Annotated in this window: 12 protein-coding genes; 5 read left to right on the forward strand and 7 right to left on the reverse strand. The window is 38.9% G+C overall.

The window, feature by feature from the left end; genetic code table 11:
* Positions 1-77 precede the first annotated feature (77 nt).
* Entirely contained in the window at positions 78-449 is a 372-nt protein-coding gene (locus SAE01_RS16690; protein ID WP_147204937.1) for a hypothetical protein, read from the forward strand.
* Positions 442-1,974, forward strand: coding sequence for an FAD-binding protein (locus SAE01_RS16695; RefSeq protein WP_147204938.1), 1,533 nt, complete (start codon positions 442-444; stop codon positions 1,972-1,974). The genes SAE01_RS16690 and SAE01_RS16695 overlap by 8 nt, the downstream gene beginning before the upstream one ends.
* 3 nt (positions 1,975-1,977) lie before the next feature.
* Here SAE01_RS16695 and SAE01_RS16700 read toward each other — a convergent pair whose 3' ends face one another.
* The 3 genes from SAE01_RS16700 to SAE01_RS16710 all read right to left on the reverse strand — a co-directional run bounded on the left by SAE01_RS16700 (position 1,978) and on the right by SAE01_RS16710 (position 5,693).
* Positions 1,978-4,383: a DUF5916 domain-containing protein gene (locus SAE01_RS16700; RefSeq protein ID WP_147204939.1), complete on the reverse strand. Its 2,406-nt coding sequence runs from the start codon at positions 4,381-4,383 to the stop codon at positions 1,978-1,980.
* Positions 4,384-4,652: 269 nt separating this feature from the next.
* Positions 4,653-4,853, reverse strand: a complete 201-nt coding sequence (locus SAE01_RS16705) for a hypothetical protein (protein ID WP_147204940.1) — start codon at positions 4,851-4,853, stop codon at positions 4,653-4,655.
* Between the two features lie 183 nt (positions 4,854-5,036).
* Positions 5,037-5,693, reverse strand: coding sequence for a YdeI/OmpD-associated family protein (locus tag SAE01_RS16710; RefSeq protein ID WP_147204941.1), 657 nt, complete (start codon positions 5,691-5,693; stop codon positions 5,037-5,039).
* 205 nt (positions 5,694-5,898) lie between these two features.
* On the opposite strand from SAE01_RS16710, the gene SAE01_RS16715 reads away from it, so the two are divergent.
* Positions 5,899-6,447 carry a hypothetical protein gene (locus SAE01_RS16715; RefSeq protein WP_147204942.1) on the forward strand — a complete coding sequence of 183 codons (549 nt, stop codon included), beginning with the start codon at positions 5,899-5,901 and terminating at the stop codon, positions 6,445-6,447.
* A 44-nt stretch (positions 6,448-6,491) separates the two neighbouring features.
* On the opposite strand, the gene SAE01_RS16720 is transcribed toward SAE01_RS16715, so the two are convergent.
* Both SAE01_RS16720 and SAE01_RS16725 read right to left on the reverse strand, forming a co-directional pair.
* The gene (locus SAE01_RS16720) at positions 6,492-7,808 is read right to left on the reverse strand and encodes a hypothetical protein (protein ID WP_147204943.1); all 1,317 of its coding nucleotides are present in this window, start codon (positions 7,806-7,808) and stop codon (positions 6,492-6,494) included.
* 155 nt (positions 7,809-7,963) lie between these two features.
* Positions 7,964-9,049 (reverse strand): protein-tyrosine phosphatase family protein, encoded by a 1,086-nt coding sequence (locus SAE01_RS16725; protein WP_147204944.1) that lies wholly within the window; start codon positions 9,047-9,049, stop codon positions 7,964-7,966.
* 276 nt (positions 9,050-9,325) lie between these two features.
* Here SAE01_RS16725 and SAE01_RS16730 point away from each other — a divergent pair, with 276 nt between their 5' ends.
* Positions 9,326-10,096: a 3-keto-disaccharide hydrolase gene (locus SAE01_RS16730; protein ID WP_174834620.1), complete on the forward strand. Its 771-nt coding sequence runs from the start codon at positions 9,326-9,328 to the stop codon at positions 10,094-10,096.
* 30 nt (positions 10,097-10,126) lie between these two features.
* Here SAE01_RS16730 and SAE01_RS16735 read toward each other — a convergent pair whose 3' ends face one another.
* Entirely contained in the window at positions 10,127-10,831 is a 705-nt protein-coding gene (locus SAE01_RS16735; protein ID WP_147204946.1) for a phosphatase PAP2-related protein, read from the reverse strand.
* Between the two features lie 398 nt (positions 10,832-11,229).
* Between SAE01_RS16735 and SAE01_RS16740 the strand changes: the two genes are divergently transcribed.
* Positions 11,230-11,622, forward strand: a complete 393-nt coding sequence (locus SAE01_RS16740; RefSeq protein ID WP_147204947.1) for a SpoIIAA family protein — start codon at positions 11,230-11,232, stop codon at positions 11,620-11,622.
* An 83-nt stretch (positions 11,623-11,705) separates the two neighbouring features.
* Here the strand turns inward: SAE01_RS16740 and clpB are convergent, their stop codons facing one another.
* The gene (gene clpB / locus SAE01_RS16745) at positions 11,706-14,321 is read right to left on the reverse strand and encodes an ATP-dependent chaperone ClpB (RefSeq protein WP_147204948.1); all 2,616 of its coding nucleotides are present in this window, start codon (positions 14,319-14,321) and stop codon (positions 11,706-11,708) included.
* Positions 14,322-14,794: the final 473 nt, after the last annotated feature.

Below are 14,794 nucleotides of genomic sequence, written 5' to 3' on the forward strand. Positions count from 1 at the left end.
AAAGCCTATTAATAGCAAGGATTGGAATTGTATTGTGACAACCTTTATTGAACTCCCTTTAATTTAAATCTATAAACATGAGGAAATCCACTATTCGTAAAAGACCTGCATTATTAATCATTCTCTTATTTATGCTGGCAACAATTAATAATGGTTGCAGCACAGTACATGTTTACCAGGCAGGCGGACCGCAAGGACGGGAAGGCGGTAACCAGCCGGGAACTGAGTGGGAAAGCAAGCCAACAAGTACGTTTTTATGGGGCGCAATAAGGCAAGATGTGAAAATTGAAAACTGTGTTCTCGGTGATGGATCGCGTTTGAATATTGAAGAAATTAAAGTTGAAAAAAACTTCGGTCGCATTGTAGCTACAGTCTTAACACTTGGCATTTGGGAGCCAGTCAAAATCAGTTGGAGATGTGCCAAACCTAAAACCACCAGTCATGATTAGAAGAAATGGTACAAAGAGTTGGAAGAATATTCATGCTACTGTTAATCTAACGCTTGAAGATTTAATCGATATCGACAACTCTAATGCGCAAGGGTTTTCACAAACTAAGTACGAGCTATTGAACCAGGCGTCTAAAGACATCAATGATCTGATCAAAGAAGCGCGAATAAAAAAGAAGCACATCCGGGCGATTGGATCAGGATGGGCGTTGTCACACATCCAGGTAACAGAAAACTGGCTTTTAAATACCAAACTATTAAACGAATGTTTTGAAGTAGACAAAGAAGCTTTTCACGAAACTTACCCGGAAGATAAAAAACAACTGTTGGTAATTGTTCAATGCGGAATATCAATAGCCGAATTGAATGTATACCTCGAACTCCCCAAAAACAAAAACAGGATAGCCCGTTCCTTGAAAACAGTTGGAATAGGCGCCGGTCAAACCATCGTTGGTGCGGTATCTGGAAATACACATGGTGCCGCAGTTAACTTTGGCGCCATACCTGATTTTGTGGTAGCAATTCAAGTATGCGTTGGTGCAGAAAAACCTATATGGATTGAACGGGCAGACTACCGGGTAATGAACGATGTGTTCATTGAAAAAGTAAATTCAAAGCTTCTTCCCGACACCAATATTTTTAATTCTGCCTTAGTAAGCTTTGGTGCCTTTGGAATAATTACCGCTTATGCGATAGAAACTGAAAAAATCTATCACATGAAATTTCCGAAAATCCAGGAGATTAATTTGAGTAAAGTAACGGCGTTGTTTCGCGACCCATCCTATTACGCTAATATTCGTCACCTTGAAATGGTTTTCAATCCCTATGAGGACGATACTTTCTACCTTGTCGAAGGAACGCAGGTAATTTATGAACAAGGTCTTCCCAACCCACGTCCGCTCTGGGTGATTACTGATAAACTCGGCTACTCGCCGGGAGACTTAACTACAAAATTGTTACTTAATCTTCCGCTGGTTTCGGGAAAGAAAAAAAATCAAATCCTATTCAAAGAATATTTAAAAAATGGATTGTTAAGCGAAGTGCGGGGTACGTCGGGTCAACTCTTTACAGCCACCATTACTTACCTCGAAGGATATAACGAGACAGCTTTCGCTGTTTCAATTAACGATATTGTAGAAACTATAAACATAGCAAAAGAAGCTACGAGAGAATTAAAACTGCCCCTTGTTTTCCAGACACGAACGGTTCATCCAGGCCATGCCGTATTTGGATTTACCAACCATTCGCCCCGCGCTATTGTGTTTGAGTTTGGAATTAGCAACGACGCCAAATATCCCAAGTTTGAAGAATTACTAATAAATAGATTGAAAGCTCAGAACATTAAATACACACTTCACTGGTCTAAAAACTCCCTCGTGGACAAAGCACGACTTATGGAAATGTACGGTCAGGCAAAAATCGATACATGGAAAAAAAGTAGGGCTACGTTGTTTAATAATGAAAAAGAGCTGATGGAAATATTTAATAACCCACACTTAAAGCAGGCAGGACTAGACGTTTCCTGAAAGTTAGCTTTTACTTTTTTTCAACTTTTTTAAATTGAGATAGTCGAGGTAGTAGATAACTTTTATTGAAAGATTGTTGTTGTGCGGCTCTGAAATAGTTCTGTCGAAATTCTTGAAGTAGCTATAATCGATCGCCTGGTTTGATAAGATTCCCTGGTCTTTCCAAACTATATTAATAAAACTACCTGGTGCAAACTGAAGCGTATAAATAGCATCAATGTTGAAAATATTGAAATTTTGAGGTCTCAATGCAATGTTAGTTTCTCTGGCGGGTGAAAGTGAGCCATCCGTATTCAAATCATACAACTGCCTTTGTTCAACTTTGCTCCAATAGTGTCTTGCTCTAAAGGTAACACCCGATTTATTGTTGAAATTGTATTTTGCCTCCACCACATTTTCAATCGTTTTTACATCCCTTCTTGAAAAAATTATACTCTTTAGCACGTTAGTTCCGCTGGCATTTGTTTCAAAAAGCTTTTGAGAAAATCCTGCGTCATTGGTTGCAGGGTTATAAAGCAACGATTGGGTTAAGGAGAACTTATCACTGAAGCGATATCGGTGTAATAAAGTAAGTTCATGGTTAGGGCTATTAAACAACTTTCTTATACCAACAAAGTAATTGACACTAGCATAGTATTTTTTCGCTTCATTGGTTTCAAACCATCCGGCAAACTGGACTCGCTGCGGGGACTTAAACGAGTATCCGGTTTCCCTGGGCTCATAAAAGTCATTTCCTTCAGCAACATAACCAACGAACAGCCCTACCCACCAAAGATTTTTCAATTGACTATTAGCATTCACATTTGTTCTAAAGCTTTGAAAGTTTGAACCGATCTTTTGATTTGCAAAAGGCTGAAACAAGCTGCTTTGATACGCATTGAAGTTTATCTGCACTCTCTTATACCAATTCTTTGGTTCTATCCACCGATAACCTGTCCATAAATAATGGTCGACGTAATTGCGGGTATTTAGGATACCCATGTCATTGATGTCATACTTTTTGTCAGCGATCTCCTGTATCAATTGGTAGTTCCACCTGCCACCAGTTTTGCCGAAACCGAGATTATGTGAGTAACCAGTAATGCCATTTGAAGAAGGATTAGTCAGGTGGCTGACAGCAAACTTGCCGGTCCAATTGTAAGTGTTTTTTTTGTTGTTGAAGTTGAATAAGGCAGCACTTACATTAGCGTCATAGTCTGAACCATTTCGCAAGACATTTGTGTTAATGAACGAAACGGAGGAATTGTTTTTTAAGGTCTGATCGAGCACCAGGATGTTGTAATTGGTCAAGGGGTTTGTCTCTATCTCCCTTGTTTGCCCTAGGCTATTTTCTATTTTAGCATATGTCGGATTCGTTATAGCGTTGAAAAAACCAATACCTAAACCTTTGCTGGTTCTACCGGAAATTTTCGTTGCATTTACCAACTTTGCTTCCTGCGCATTCCTCGTTACTTTTTCACCTGCACCTAGATTATTGTAAGCATCTCCAAAATGCAATGGAACTCCTCCAATTCGTCGCGAATAAAAAAGATCTCCTTTACTAAAAAGTTCTGTTCCTTCAGTAAAAAAAGGCCTGTTTTCGTTGTATTTAACTTCAAACGGAGAAAGGTTTAAAACCTGGTTATCACTTCGCACCTGCCCAAAGTCAGGCACTAACGTCATATCTAAAGTAAAACTTTCGGTTATGCCATATTTTACATCCATACCACCATTTATGGAAGTGTTCCAGGGCTTTGAGTCAAGTTTGTAATGATTGATGTAAGAAGAAAAATAAGGTGAAAGAGATAGGCGAATAGGTGCTTCTATTTTTCCGATATCGCGCCATTGACCTTCCTGGTTAATAAAGCCATTTACTTTTGGATCGATAGAGTTCCAGGTAAATTGCTGGCCCGTTTTATTGCGCCGTCTTACAAAATTTAATCCCCACGATTGCGTTTCTTTACTCACAAATCTTAGCGCCGAATAAGGAATTCTTACTTCAAAAGACCATCCATCGCTATTGATTTTTACGCGGCTTTCCCACACAGCACTCCAGCTTATATCTTCATTGTTAGTGGAGTATTTAATGTCGAACTGTTCTCCGTAAGGGGTAACAAAAAAACCAAGTGCGTTGATTTTATCATTATAAGTATCGAGGATAACCCCTGCAAAATCGTTTATACCTACTTTGTCTCTTCCTATCAGTTCCTTTGAAATACTGTCTTTTGTTTTCTCGTAACAATATCCAGCAAAGTAAACAGACGTATTATCATAAAGAAGATACATCGTCGTCCGGCTGCTTGAGTCCTCACGTTTTCCTGCATTAGGTCTCTGTTCTATAAAGTTTGTAGCTGACTTTACTTCTTTCCATGCCAATTCATCTAGTACCCCATCAATTTTTATCGAACCCACGCTTCTAATTGCGGGCAATTCTTTTTTTTGAACTTGAGAATAAGAGTAGGAATAAAAGAAAAGAAATAATATCACGAAGAACGAGTAGCGCATTAGTTTGGGGGTATGTATGTAATTAACAGGCAAAAATAAACCTATAAAAACATACCTAACCTACCGCTCGTCATGATTAAAAGCCTTCTATAACCGTAAACACGTGCGTACGGCTACATGCTGATTAAGAAGTAGCTATTACCCTCAAAGACTTACAGGGGTTGTGGAACAATAGAGAATGTGGGAAATGAATTCTAATGCTCCTGGTCGCTAAGTTCAAACAATTCCTTTTCAACTAATTGTTTAGACATTTCCTCGAGGTGGAATTTGAAAGGATCGCAACAGGCATTTATTTTAATTGCTTCTGTTTCCAGGTAAACTAGAGCGCGGTATCTATGAGTTGGACATTTTTCTTTTTCAAGAAGTTTTACTATTTCAGATGGATTTGCTTTCATATACTAGGGCTTTCGTTTGTGTTTAAGAAATCAAATTCTCTTGCTTAGCTAACCTTTTCACAGAAATTAAAACCTGATTAATAGTTTCAATAAATAAATGTAAAGAGACTTTATAATTCAAAAATTTTTTGGTGAATAACTTTAAAAAAATGTGGATTAATTGTAAAGGGGAATACACCCACCCTATCGATTTGATGGATTTTTCCAACCTTTCAACAATCGTTCTACTGTGCCTTTCAATCTTTCTGATCTTGTTTCATTCCGCTTTGCGGTAACAATCCATTCGACATATTCTTTCTTGTTGGTGAAGGATAATTGTTGAAAAAGATCAAAAGCTGCCCGATTTTGTTCAAACTGCAAAGCAAGATCTTCCGGAAGGCGAACGGTTTTATTTGCCGAATCAACATAATTAAATATTTCCCTTGGTTCTGCTTTCGATTCCTTTTTTTCATCCGCTGCCGTTTTTAATCTAAATGCAAATGCTGACCATGTTTCATTAAACGCAACAAGGCTAAGCCACTGCAACTCTGTATGCTTTAAAAGTGAATCCCAACCCTTATCTCTTGTGAGATCTGTCTTTATCTTGGAAGTGATTTTAGGGTAATAAATCCAACAAACTACTGCGTCTTTTATCATTGCTACTACCCCCTCGACTTCTTTGTCCAGCTGTTCTTTATTTAAAACAAACCAATGCACCTGGTCATACTTTTTTAGGTTAGTTGAGATATTTACACCTTTTGGAAGCGGTTGTAGCTGTGATGCAAAATCAGGTGGCGCGTGAAGCGTAAGCAAGTTCATCTCATCTTTTATCTTGAGCTTCTGACATATTGTTTGCGGCATAAGCAAAGATAATAGGTGCTCGTTAACATCTATTCCCAAGAAACCGTTCCTTTTACAGCCCTGCGAAAAGTAAAGGCAGAGAACACAAGCACTGTTTGCCCTTACGAACTAAAACTTTCTTAGGTATTTCCTTGCGGAAACCTTTTGACGTTTCTTATATTGCCTTCCTATATTTATAAATAAAATAAAAAACCGAAACACTCTTATGCCTCATCAAAACATTATTACTGGAAACTCCGAAGATGAAGTTTGGAAAACAATAGCGGATCAATTAAACAACAAAAAAGACGACCTTGATTATACGGCTCAATTCAATACGACTGACCACTGTGTTGATCTTGATATAGACATTCATCCAGATCGCGGCGAGGAAGGCGAAAAACCTGTGACTTCATTTTCTGTTCAACTTCCTGATGAGACCAGCTTTAGGTTTAAGATTCAGAAACAAGGAATAAAACACGAAATAGGAAAGCTTTTTGGAATGCAGGATGTAATTATTGGAAACCGTGAATTTGATAAAAAGTTTCTCATTCAAAGTAATGATGTGGATAAGGTAAAGAAGGTTCTTTCTGATGAAAAGGTTTCTTCTGAATTATTAAAACATCCGGTTGTTGATTTTAAAATCAGGGAACGGAAAATTGGCGCTAACAAAGAAATCGTACTAGGCTTGGAACTTGAAGGAGGAATAACTGAAACAGATAGATTAAAGGATGCATTTCAAGCCTTTAAAGCGGTGCTTAATCACCTTGGCTAGTTTTCTCACTGTCAACACCTGTAGATGATAAGATAAAACTCTTATCATCTATTTGCCTCGCTCAACCAATGAAACTGTCTTTCGGCCAGCTGAAAATGCCTGTTACTTTTCTTAAGCTCTACATACAAAGAATCGTTTTGCTTTTTGCCCCACAAGCGCACAGTATTGCTATCTGGCATTAGAAAATTCATACTAAAGATCGGGAGGCTATCTTCTGGAAACTTTTTAAACTCGAGTGTTTGTTTTATTGAATCTGGCTTATAGAAAAAGTAACCCCTTCCATACCGTCTCCTGAATGATGTATCAAAAGTTTTTATACTACCCATACCGCCCCGTTCAAATATCAAGTCCTGCCAACGAACAGTATCAGTTATCAAGGGCGCAAGTGTATCCCGATTCACTGCAAACCTTATTACATCATATACTCCGCTCTTAATCGGTGGAATTTCTGCCTGCATCTTGTTCTCGTTGAAATATTTCCAGTTATCGTAAAACCCTCTTACAATGATAAATAGTACTAAAAGCTTTAAAACTATTCGAGTTACTCTCATCCATTTCTTGGTCAGAGGATGGTGATATACTGTACAAGCAGGCGCCGGCCTGTTTAACACAAAAAAGCAAGCGATACGTTCATATTCGTTCGAGAGTAGATACAGGCACATTAACACCAGGTTCATTGAAAAAAGCTTCACCGGAATATCGTAACACAGGTTCAGCATCATGACGTTTACAAATACTGCAGTAGCCACTAGCACGCCCATTGTTGCGGTTCTTCTCCACAACAAAAGAGATCCTGCGACCACTTCCATCACCCCTGAAAATATTTGATATGGAGTAGAGTACCCGATAAATAACCACGAGAAGCGCATAGGTAGAAGGTCTCCCAAAGGCGTCGCTAACTGGCTAAGCAGTGGAAAGGGCATCTGCATGTACAATATCTTATTGAAACCGTAAACAAAAGCAATCAGAACGAGATTATACCTTATTAACAAGCAGAGCAGGTAGTTTAATTGCCTGTAACCTTTTCTCTTTCTGTCAAGAGTGGTCCATATTATGCAACCAATGGCAGCAATGCTGAGAAACAGGTAATTCTGGGCCCAGCTATAAGATGTGTCGCCACTACCATTTGATACAGGATGTACATTTTTGATATTAAAAACCTGGAAGAAGTAAAAATTAGCTTTAGTAGTAAGCGTCTCAACAACATCGTAGTAGAAACCCAACAGATAATTTACTCCAGGCAGTATTCCAACCCACGACCAGGGAGAAACGTACAACAAGAAATATATAAAGAAGAACCTGAATAATATTTTTTTGGGCAAAGGCCAAAAGACCCTGCCAGCATTACTGGTGTCTACCATAGCAGTTGTTTTACATTCTCAAGATAAAAAATATACTGATGGAAGGCAGTGTGGGAATAGAGCTCTTCTCAGCAACACCAGAGTGAGAGCTGACCGTTATATTTATAGTGTCGAAAACGCGTTGAAAGAAATTTCAACAAATGAGTCTTTACGGATTATTTCCTAAGTGCTTCAAAAATTTCAATGTCTTCGGCCGTACTTGAAAAGAAACGGTGAATAACCAGGGGTTTTGGTGATTTAGCAATAATCTCCTTCAAAAGATCCAATTCCTTTTTGTTTTTAATTGAGCTAATGGGAATATTTTGAAAGGGCATTTGGTATGTTTGAACCAGTTTTTTTTCATCTTCTATCCTGGACTTCTGTTCCTGATCAGTTGGGTCCATTAACGATATTACTTGTTGTACACCACCGGCAATCAGGTAACTGGAGTACTCTTCATCGGTCGGATAAGGTGTATAATAAACGTCTTTATTTATTTTCAAAATTTCGCCTCTTTCAAACTTGCTAATACTTTCAAGGGTTCTGCCTTTGTTTTCTTTATCGTCTAGTCTTACTGAATTATTATAGTTACTTATTAATCGCTTCACCAGGTTTACTCTGTCTTTCCCGAGGTAGCAGTGAACATAATATCTACCAGTAGGATGCTCTGCCAGATGCCGAATTTTATTCAAGGCGTCTTGATTTTCACTTATCCAGGGCAGCATAGGAATGCTAATTAGAGTTAACCCCACTTTTTTACAATTCTCTTCTTCTTCTTTCAGCAAGACCGGCTCAAAGGGGGTAACTGCAGGATGTAACAAAGAGATAACGCTGCTACATCCTTCCTTTTTTAAACTTTCTAATTCTTTTAAACCGGGATAAGAACCAAAAACGAATTGCCTGTTGTCACTATCTTTCAATTGGCTTGAAAACATTTTCAAATTCTCGGGATGTAGCAGTTGATACAATGCAAGAATTCCCACCGTAAGACAAGCAACAGGTATAATTATTTTTACACTTCTAAATTTTGCTTTAAGGACTGCTGCAGACAACCGCATTGATATTATAAACGAGACAGCTGCAAGAACTAACATGACGCCTTTTATTAGCAGTGCCTCATGACTGTCCGAATAGTTTCTTTGCCTTGAATAAGTAGCAATCCATCTAACCGGACCAATCAACACAGTAAACCCTAATGCAAAACCGATATTTAACCAAATAAGGGCAAAAAGGCTAATATTCTTAATTGATAATTTGAACATTGTCGCAAAAAAAATATTTCAAAGTGAACGAGCGTATAGAAACAGAAAACCAACCGTTATAACAGTAAAAATTGTGTGATATTGTGTGAGGATGAAATTTTCATCAGTACTAACGATAATTAGGTGAGCTAATCAGAGGAATTGACACAGCCAAAATAATAAACTGGCAAACAAAATATGCGGACTCAACCTAGTTTTAATCTTATTCACTTTAATAATTTTTAGAGTTGTATAATCAATCATTTAACTAATTTGCCTTTTTAAAAAATGCCTATAATGAAAAAAATCGCCTATTCAATCTTTGCTTTGGTAGCAAGCGCCAACATGGCAACAGCACAAGCCAAGCATGAAGACACTGAGTTTTACACTCCTGTGCCTCCTGTGGTTACTCCAACATCAGCCAATTTTGCGGCTCCTCCAAAAGATGCTGTAGTTCTTTTTGACGGTAAGAGTTTAAACAACTGGGTTACCACTAACGACACAACAAAGCCTGCAACGTGGGATGTATCAGGTGGAGTTATGACAGTAAACAAAACGGGAGGTAACATTCAAACGAAGCAATCGTTCCAGGATTATCAATTACACATTGAATGGAAAATACCTAGTAATATCACGGGTACCAGCCAGGGAAGAGGTAATAGCGGTTTGTTTCTTGCCTCTATTGGTAAGGGCGACGCAGGCTACGAATTACAAATAATGGACAGCTATAATAATCCTACTTATGTAAATGGCCAGGCAGGAAGTGTTTACAAGCAGTATGCTCCTTTGGTAAATCCAAACCTACCTCCGGGCCAGTGGCAGTCTTATGATGTTGCCTGGAAAGCTCCACGTTTCAATGAAGATGGCAGTTTGCTAAGTCCTGCAAGAGTTACTGTATTTTTCAATGGAATACTTGTACAAAACAACGTAGAATTGAAAGGTCCAACCCAATATGTCGGTCAGCCTTCTTACAAAAAACACAATCCTGCAAACCCTATTAAACTGCAGGCACATGGCGATAAAAGCGAGCCAATCAGTTTTCGTAACATCTGGATTAGACCAGCTTAATATTCTAGGAAGAAATTAATAAAGCGAGCCTTAAACCACTTTTTCAGTGTGTTTAAGGCTTTGTTGTTTTACGACTTTTTCATTAACCTGCTCTAAAGGAACCAAAGTAAACTTCCTTGCCAGGATAAATAAAAAATAAACAATTACAGGAGCAGCAACAACATCGATTGTATAATGGATATGTTGCAAAAGGAGCGCTATACCTACCACAATCGTTGCAATTAAAGCCATTGTCTTCTCTCTTTTGTTTCTAAGAATTAAATAAGCAAGAAAAACAGAGGCAGTGTGTCCTGAATAGAAAAGGTCTTTGGTTATACCGTTGGGTCCGTAAAAAGGAAGTAAGATTGGATCAACAAGGGATACAAGTCCGGCAGGCGGCTCTAACGGAACAGAACTGTTTGTAATCAACCTCGAAAGGCTTACAAAAAGAGTAGCCCACAGATAAAGTAAAAACAGGTAAGGAGATTTAGCAGCCTTAAATATTGTATAAATGACAGTCATGTACAACAGCGCAAATATGACCAAAGACATATTAACCGAAGGCAGGTAGGCCAACACGAAGTCATTTATTTCGACGCCCTGTTTTTGCTGTATTGCAGCAAAGAAATGTGGCAAGTAAAGGAGTACTCCAATATATAAGATCCATCCTACAATCAATTTTGTTCTATATACCGGCGACGCCCATGCATCCTTCCAGCGAATTTGCAAAATGTCTTTTTCTTCTTTTGAAATCATCTCTGGTATTTATATTCATTCATCCTTTCTGCCCGACCTCGCCCATGCAAAGCCTCCTCCTGTTTACTGCTATGGTTGCAAATTTCTATATAACTTTTAATAATCACGTCTTTACAGAAACTATTAACAGTTCTCTAAAAAACTTTCCACCTTACTAACTTATGATAAAATGGTTATGGGTAAGAGAAAGCGCTTTCATCTTTTTTAAGACGGTAATGAAAGGTTGAAGGATGTTTGCTTAAAGGTGCGATGCTTAAAAAATCGCAGGAGGTATTCTATATAACAGCTTTGGCTCTAAAAGACTACGTCTTAATCAAAACATGTCTGCCCTCCACACACACTTCTTCCGGCTTGTTTACTGGCACAGTTGTTATTTATATTACAAATAAACATCACTTATGTTACAAATAATGAAAGATGTACCTACTGGCGTGGTAGGTGTACGCGCTTTAGGAAAAGTTACAGAAGAGGATTATAAAACCTCCATAGTACCTGCGTTAGAAAAGGCATCAAAAGAATTTGGAGAGATTAATTTCTTAATGGTATTAGAAACAGACTTAGGAAACTTCACACCCGGCGCATGGATGCAAGATGCAAAAGCGAGTTTAAAGCATTTCGCAAAATGGAACAAAATCGCAATAGTAAGCGACCAAAAAATCGTTGAGAAGCTTGCGCATGTTTTTACCTACATCTCACCTGCCGAAGCAAAGGGGTTCCCTGTGTCTGATATTGAACTCGCAAAAGGATGGGTCGCAGCACCAGAAGAGGCCAAAGATTTGATCAACCAGTAACCTTTTGTGCAACTTTCCTGGAAGACCCTAAAACAAAAAAGTCCCTCGTTATTAATTACGAGGGACTTAATTTATGTATTGCTTCAAGCTAACTCAACTTCGGTATTCCTAAATACCACCAGTCCATCAAAGACATCTACAAGTACTGGTTTTGTCCTATCAATATCTCCTGCCAGTATTCTCTTACTCAATGGGTTTACCACTTCTTTTTGAATTAGTCGCTTTAATGGCCGGGCTCCGAATTGAGGATTGTATCCGTTCTGAGCAAGGTAATCAAGTGCATAGTCGCTAAACTCAAGATGAAGACCAGCATTTTGCTCAACCAACTTTTTGAGATTCTCCAATTGAATGCGAATAATACCCTTGATCTCTTTCCGCATCAGTGGTTGGAACATGATCACCTCATCAATCCTATTTAGAAACTCGGGACGGATCGTTTGCTTCAACACATTCATCACATCCTCTTTTGTACGTTCAACCACCTCATCCATGTTGTATTCATCTACATTCTCAAAAGCCTCCTGAATAATCTGGCTGCCCATATTGCTTGTCATGATAACGATCGTATTCTTAAAGTTCACAGTACGACCCTTATTATCAGTTAAACGACCATCGTCCAAAACTTGTAGCAACACATTGAATACATCCGGATGCGCCTTTTCAATTTCATCAAGAAGAACAACACTGTATGGTTTGCGACGCACCGCTTCGGTTAACTGTCCGCCTTCATCGTATCCAACGTATCCGGGAGGCGCACCAACCAAACGGCTTACGGTGTGCTTTTCCTGATATTCACTCATATCTATCCTGGTCATCATCGATTCGTCGTCGAAGAGATAATCGGCCAATGCTTTAGCAAGCTCTGTTTTACCAACACCCGTTGTTCCAAGAAATATAAATGAGCCAATGGGCTTTTTAGGGTCTTGTAAACCTGCACGGCTCCTGCGAATAGCATCTGCAACCGCTCCGATTGCCTCATCCTGTCCCACTACCCTCTTGTGTAATTCATCCTCGAGGCGCAGCAGCTTTTCTCGCTCACTTTGTATCATTTTAGCGACAGGTATACCGGTAGCTTTCGCAACATTCTCCGCGATATCTTCAGCGTCAACTTCCTCTTTTAGCAAGCGCTTGTTTTCGCTTATTTCTTCTAGTTTTTCAGAGTACTCTGCAATTATTCTTTCCTGCTCCTGCACTTTACCGTAACGTATCTCAGCCACACGTCCATACTCTCCGTTGCGCTCGGCTTGCTCGGCAAGGTGTTTTAAATTCTCTATTTCCGACTTAGCAGTCTGTATTTTTTCAACCACCTCTTTTTCCTGCTGCCATTTCGCTTTGAGCGTATCCCTTTCAAGGCTAAGCGTGCTTATATCTAAAGCGAGTTGCTTTAATTTTTCATCGTCGTTTTCACGTTTAATTGCCTCTCGTTCAATTTCTAATTGGCGAATTTTTCTTTCCAATTCATCCAATTCTTCAGGCATGCTATTCATCTCAAGACGGAGCTTAGCAGCACTTTCATCTATGAGGTCAATGGCCTTGTCGGGCAAAAATCTATCAGTTATGTACCGGCTGGATAATTCTACCGCGGCAATGATTGCTTCATCTTTTATACGCACGTGATGGTGTGTCTCGTAACGATCTTTTAATCCCCTCAAAATTGAAATAGCATCTTCAATACTAGGTTCATCGATCATCACCTTTTGGAAGCGGCGCTCCAACGCCTTGTCCTTTTCAAAATACTTCTGATACTCAGACAATGTAGTTGCACCGATCGCCCGTAGTTCACCTCTCGCAAGCGCTGGTTTCAAAATATTAGCTGCATCCATTGCGCCTTCACCAGCACCAGCGCCAACCAAGGTGTGAATTTCATCTATAAATAAGATAATCTCACCATCACTTTCAGCAACCTCTTTCACCACACTTTTTAAACGTTCTTCGAACTCGCCCTTATATTTTGCGCCGGCAATTAGTTGGCCCATATCAAGAGCGAAAATTATTTTGCTCTTTAAATTTTCTGGTACGTCACCATTTACAATACGATGAGCCAGGCCTTCTGCAATTGCTGTCTTACCCACACCTGGTTCACCAACAAGTATCGGGTTGTTTTTGCTACGACGAGATAAAATATGAAGCGTTCTTCTGATCTCCTCGTCGCGGCCAATGACAGGATCGAGTTTGCCATCGCTGGCCATATCGTTCAAGTTGCGGGCATATTTCTGCAAAGCATTGAATTGCTGCGAAGCTGTTTGAGAATTAACTGTTGATCCTTTTCGCAGGTCAAGTATAGCAGCTTTAACTCCCTTTTCGCTAGCCCCTGCATCTTTCAACATTCTCGCAACATCATCGGTACCTTGAATTAATGCAAGCAAAAGATGCTCAATACTTACAAATTCATCTTTAAAAGTTTTCAATAAACCATTAGCACGTAAGAGTGCATTATTTAATTCACGGCTGATGCTTTGTGCCGGTTCGCCACCCGAAACTTTTGGTAGCTTACCAAGAGACTCTTCAACCTTACTTTTTAGAAAAGCGACATTCACATTGTTTTTCTTCAATAGAAACTCCACAGGACTGTCTTCGTCATTAAGCAAAGCTTTCAATACATGGTTGGTCTCAATGTTTGAGTTACCATTATTAAAAGCGAGTTGCTGCGCCTGCTGGATGATTTCCTGCGCCTTGATGGTATAATTGTTCAGGTTCATATATCAATAATGTTTTTATTTTAGTATTTCTATATAGTGTTCCATCCATAGTTCTCCGCCAAACATCGTTGTGTCACTCACTTGTGCAGGAGTTTTATAAGCAACGGGTGTTCATGAAAAATTCCTGCAAATTCTTTATCAGCAACAAACCTGGTTAATCTTTTTTGGCACCAGGTATGGAGGTTTTAAGAGAACTATTTTAAAAACTGAATATTAGTATTCAAAATGTAATCCGGAAAGAAATAACGGAAAAAATGACGCAACAAAACTTACGTAACTGACTGGCAGTCATTGTAAGAGAAGCAGAACTGCTAAATTTACATGAAGAAATAGAAAGCGGTGAAAACACAAAAGTGTTGATATTGCTCAACTAGAAAAACTGCTTTTTTCTGTTTAAAGTAGCGAAAATTAATACTAAAGAAAAAGGATGTTCAACAATCTGAACATCCTTAAAAAATTACCTCTTACGCCAT

Origin of the sequence: Segetibacter aerophilus, assembly GCF_007991655.1 — a bacterium.
GTDB classification, from domain to species: Bacteria; Bacteroidota; Bacteroidia; order Chitinophagales; family Chitinophagaceae; genus Segetibacter; species Segetibacter aerophilus.

What these genes read in the sequence shown, in the direction of transcription:
- SAE01_RS16715 (WP_147204942.1), top strand. Translation starts at nt 5,899, where the DNA reads ATGCCTCATCAAAACATTATTACTGGAAACTCCGAAGATGAAGTTTGG.
- clpB (WP_147204948.1), bottom strand. Translation starts at nt 14,321, where the DNA reads ATGAACCTGAACAATTATACCATCAAGGCGCAGGAAATCATCCAGCAG.
- SAE01_RS16735 (WP_147204946.1), bottom strand. Translation starts at nt 10,831, where the DNA reads ATGATTTCAAAAGAAGAAAAAGACATTTTGCAAATTCGCTGGAAGGAT.
- SAE01_RS16740 (WP_147204947.1), top strand. Translation starts at nt 11,230, where the DNA reads ATGTTACAAATAATGAAAGATGTACCTACTGGCGTGGTAGGTGTACGC.
- SAE01_RS16720 (WP_147204943.1), bottom strand. Translation starts at nt 7,808, where the DNA reads ATGGTAGACACCAGTAATGCTGGCAGGGTCTTTTGGCCTTTGCCCAAA.
- SAE01_RS16705 (WP_147204940.1), bottom strand. Translation starts at nt 4,853, where the DNA reads ATGAAAGCAAATCCATCTGAAATAGTAAAACTTCTTGAAAAAGAAAAA.
- SAE01_RS16725 (WP_147204944.1), bottom strand. Translation starts at nt 9,049, where the DNA reads ATGTTCAAATTATCAATTAAGAATATTAGCCTTTTTGCCCTTATTTGG.
- SAE01_RS16695 (WP_147204938.1), top strand. Translation starts at nt 442, where the DNA reads ATGATTAGAAGAAATGGTACAAAGAGTTGGAAGAATATTCATGCTACT.
- SAE01_RS16730 (WP_174834620.1), top strand. Translation starts at nt 9,326, where the DNA reads ATGAAAAAAATCGCCTATTCAATCTTTGCTTTGGTAGCAAGCGCCAAC.
- SAE01_RS16690 (WP_147204937.1), top strand. Translation starts at nt 78, where the DNA reads ATGAGGAAATCCACTATTCGTAAAAGACCTGCATTATTAATCATTCTC.
- SAE01_RS16710 (WP_147204941.1), bottom strand. Translation starts at nt 5,693, where the DNA reads ATGCCGCAAACAATATGTCAGAAGCTCAAGATAAAAGATGAGATGAAC.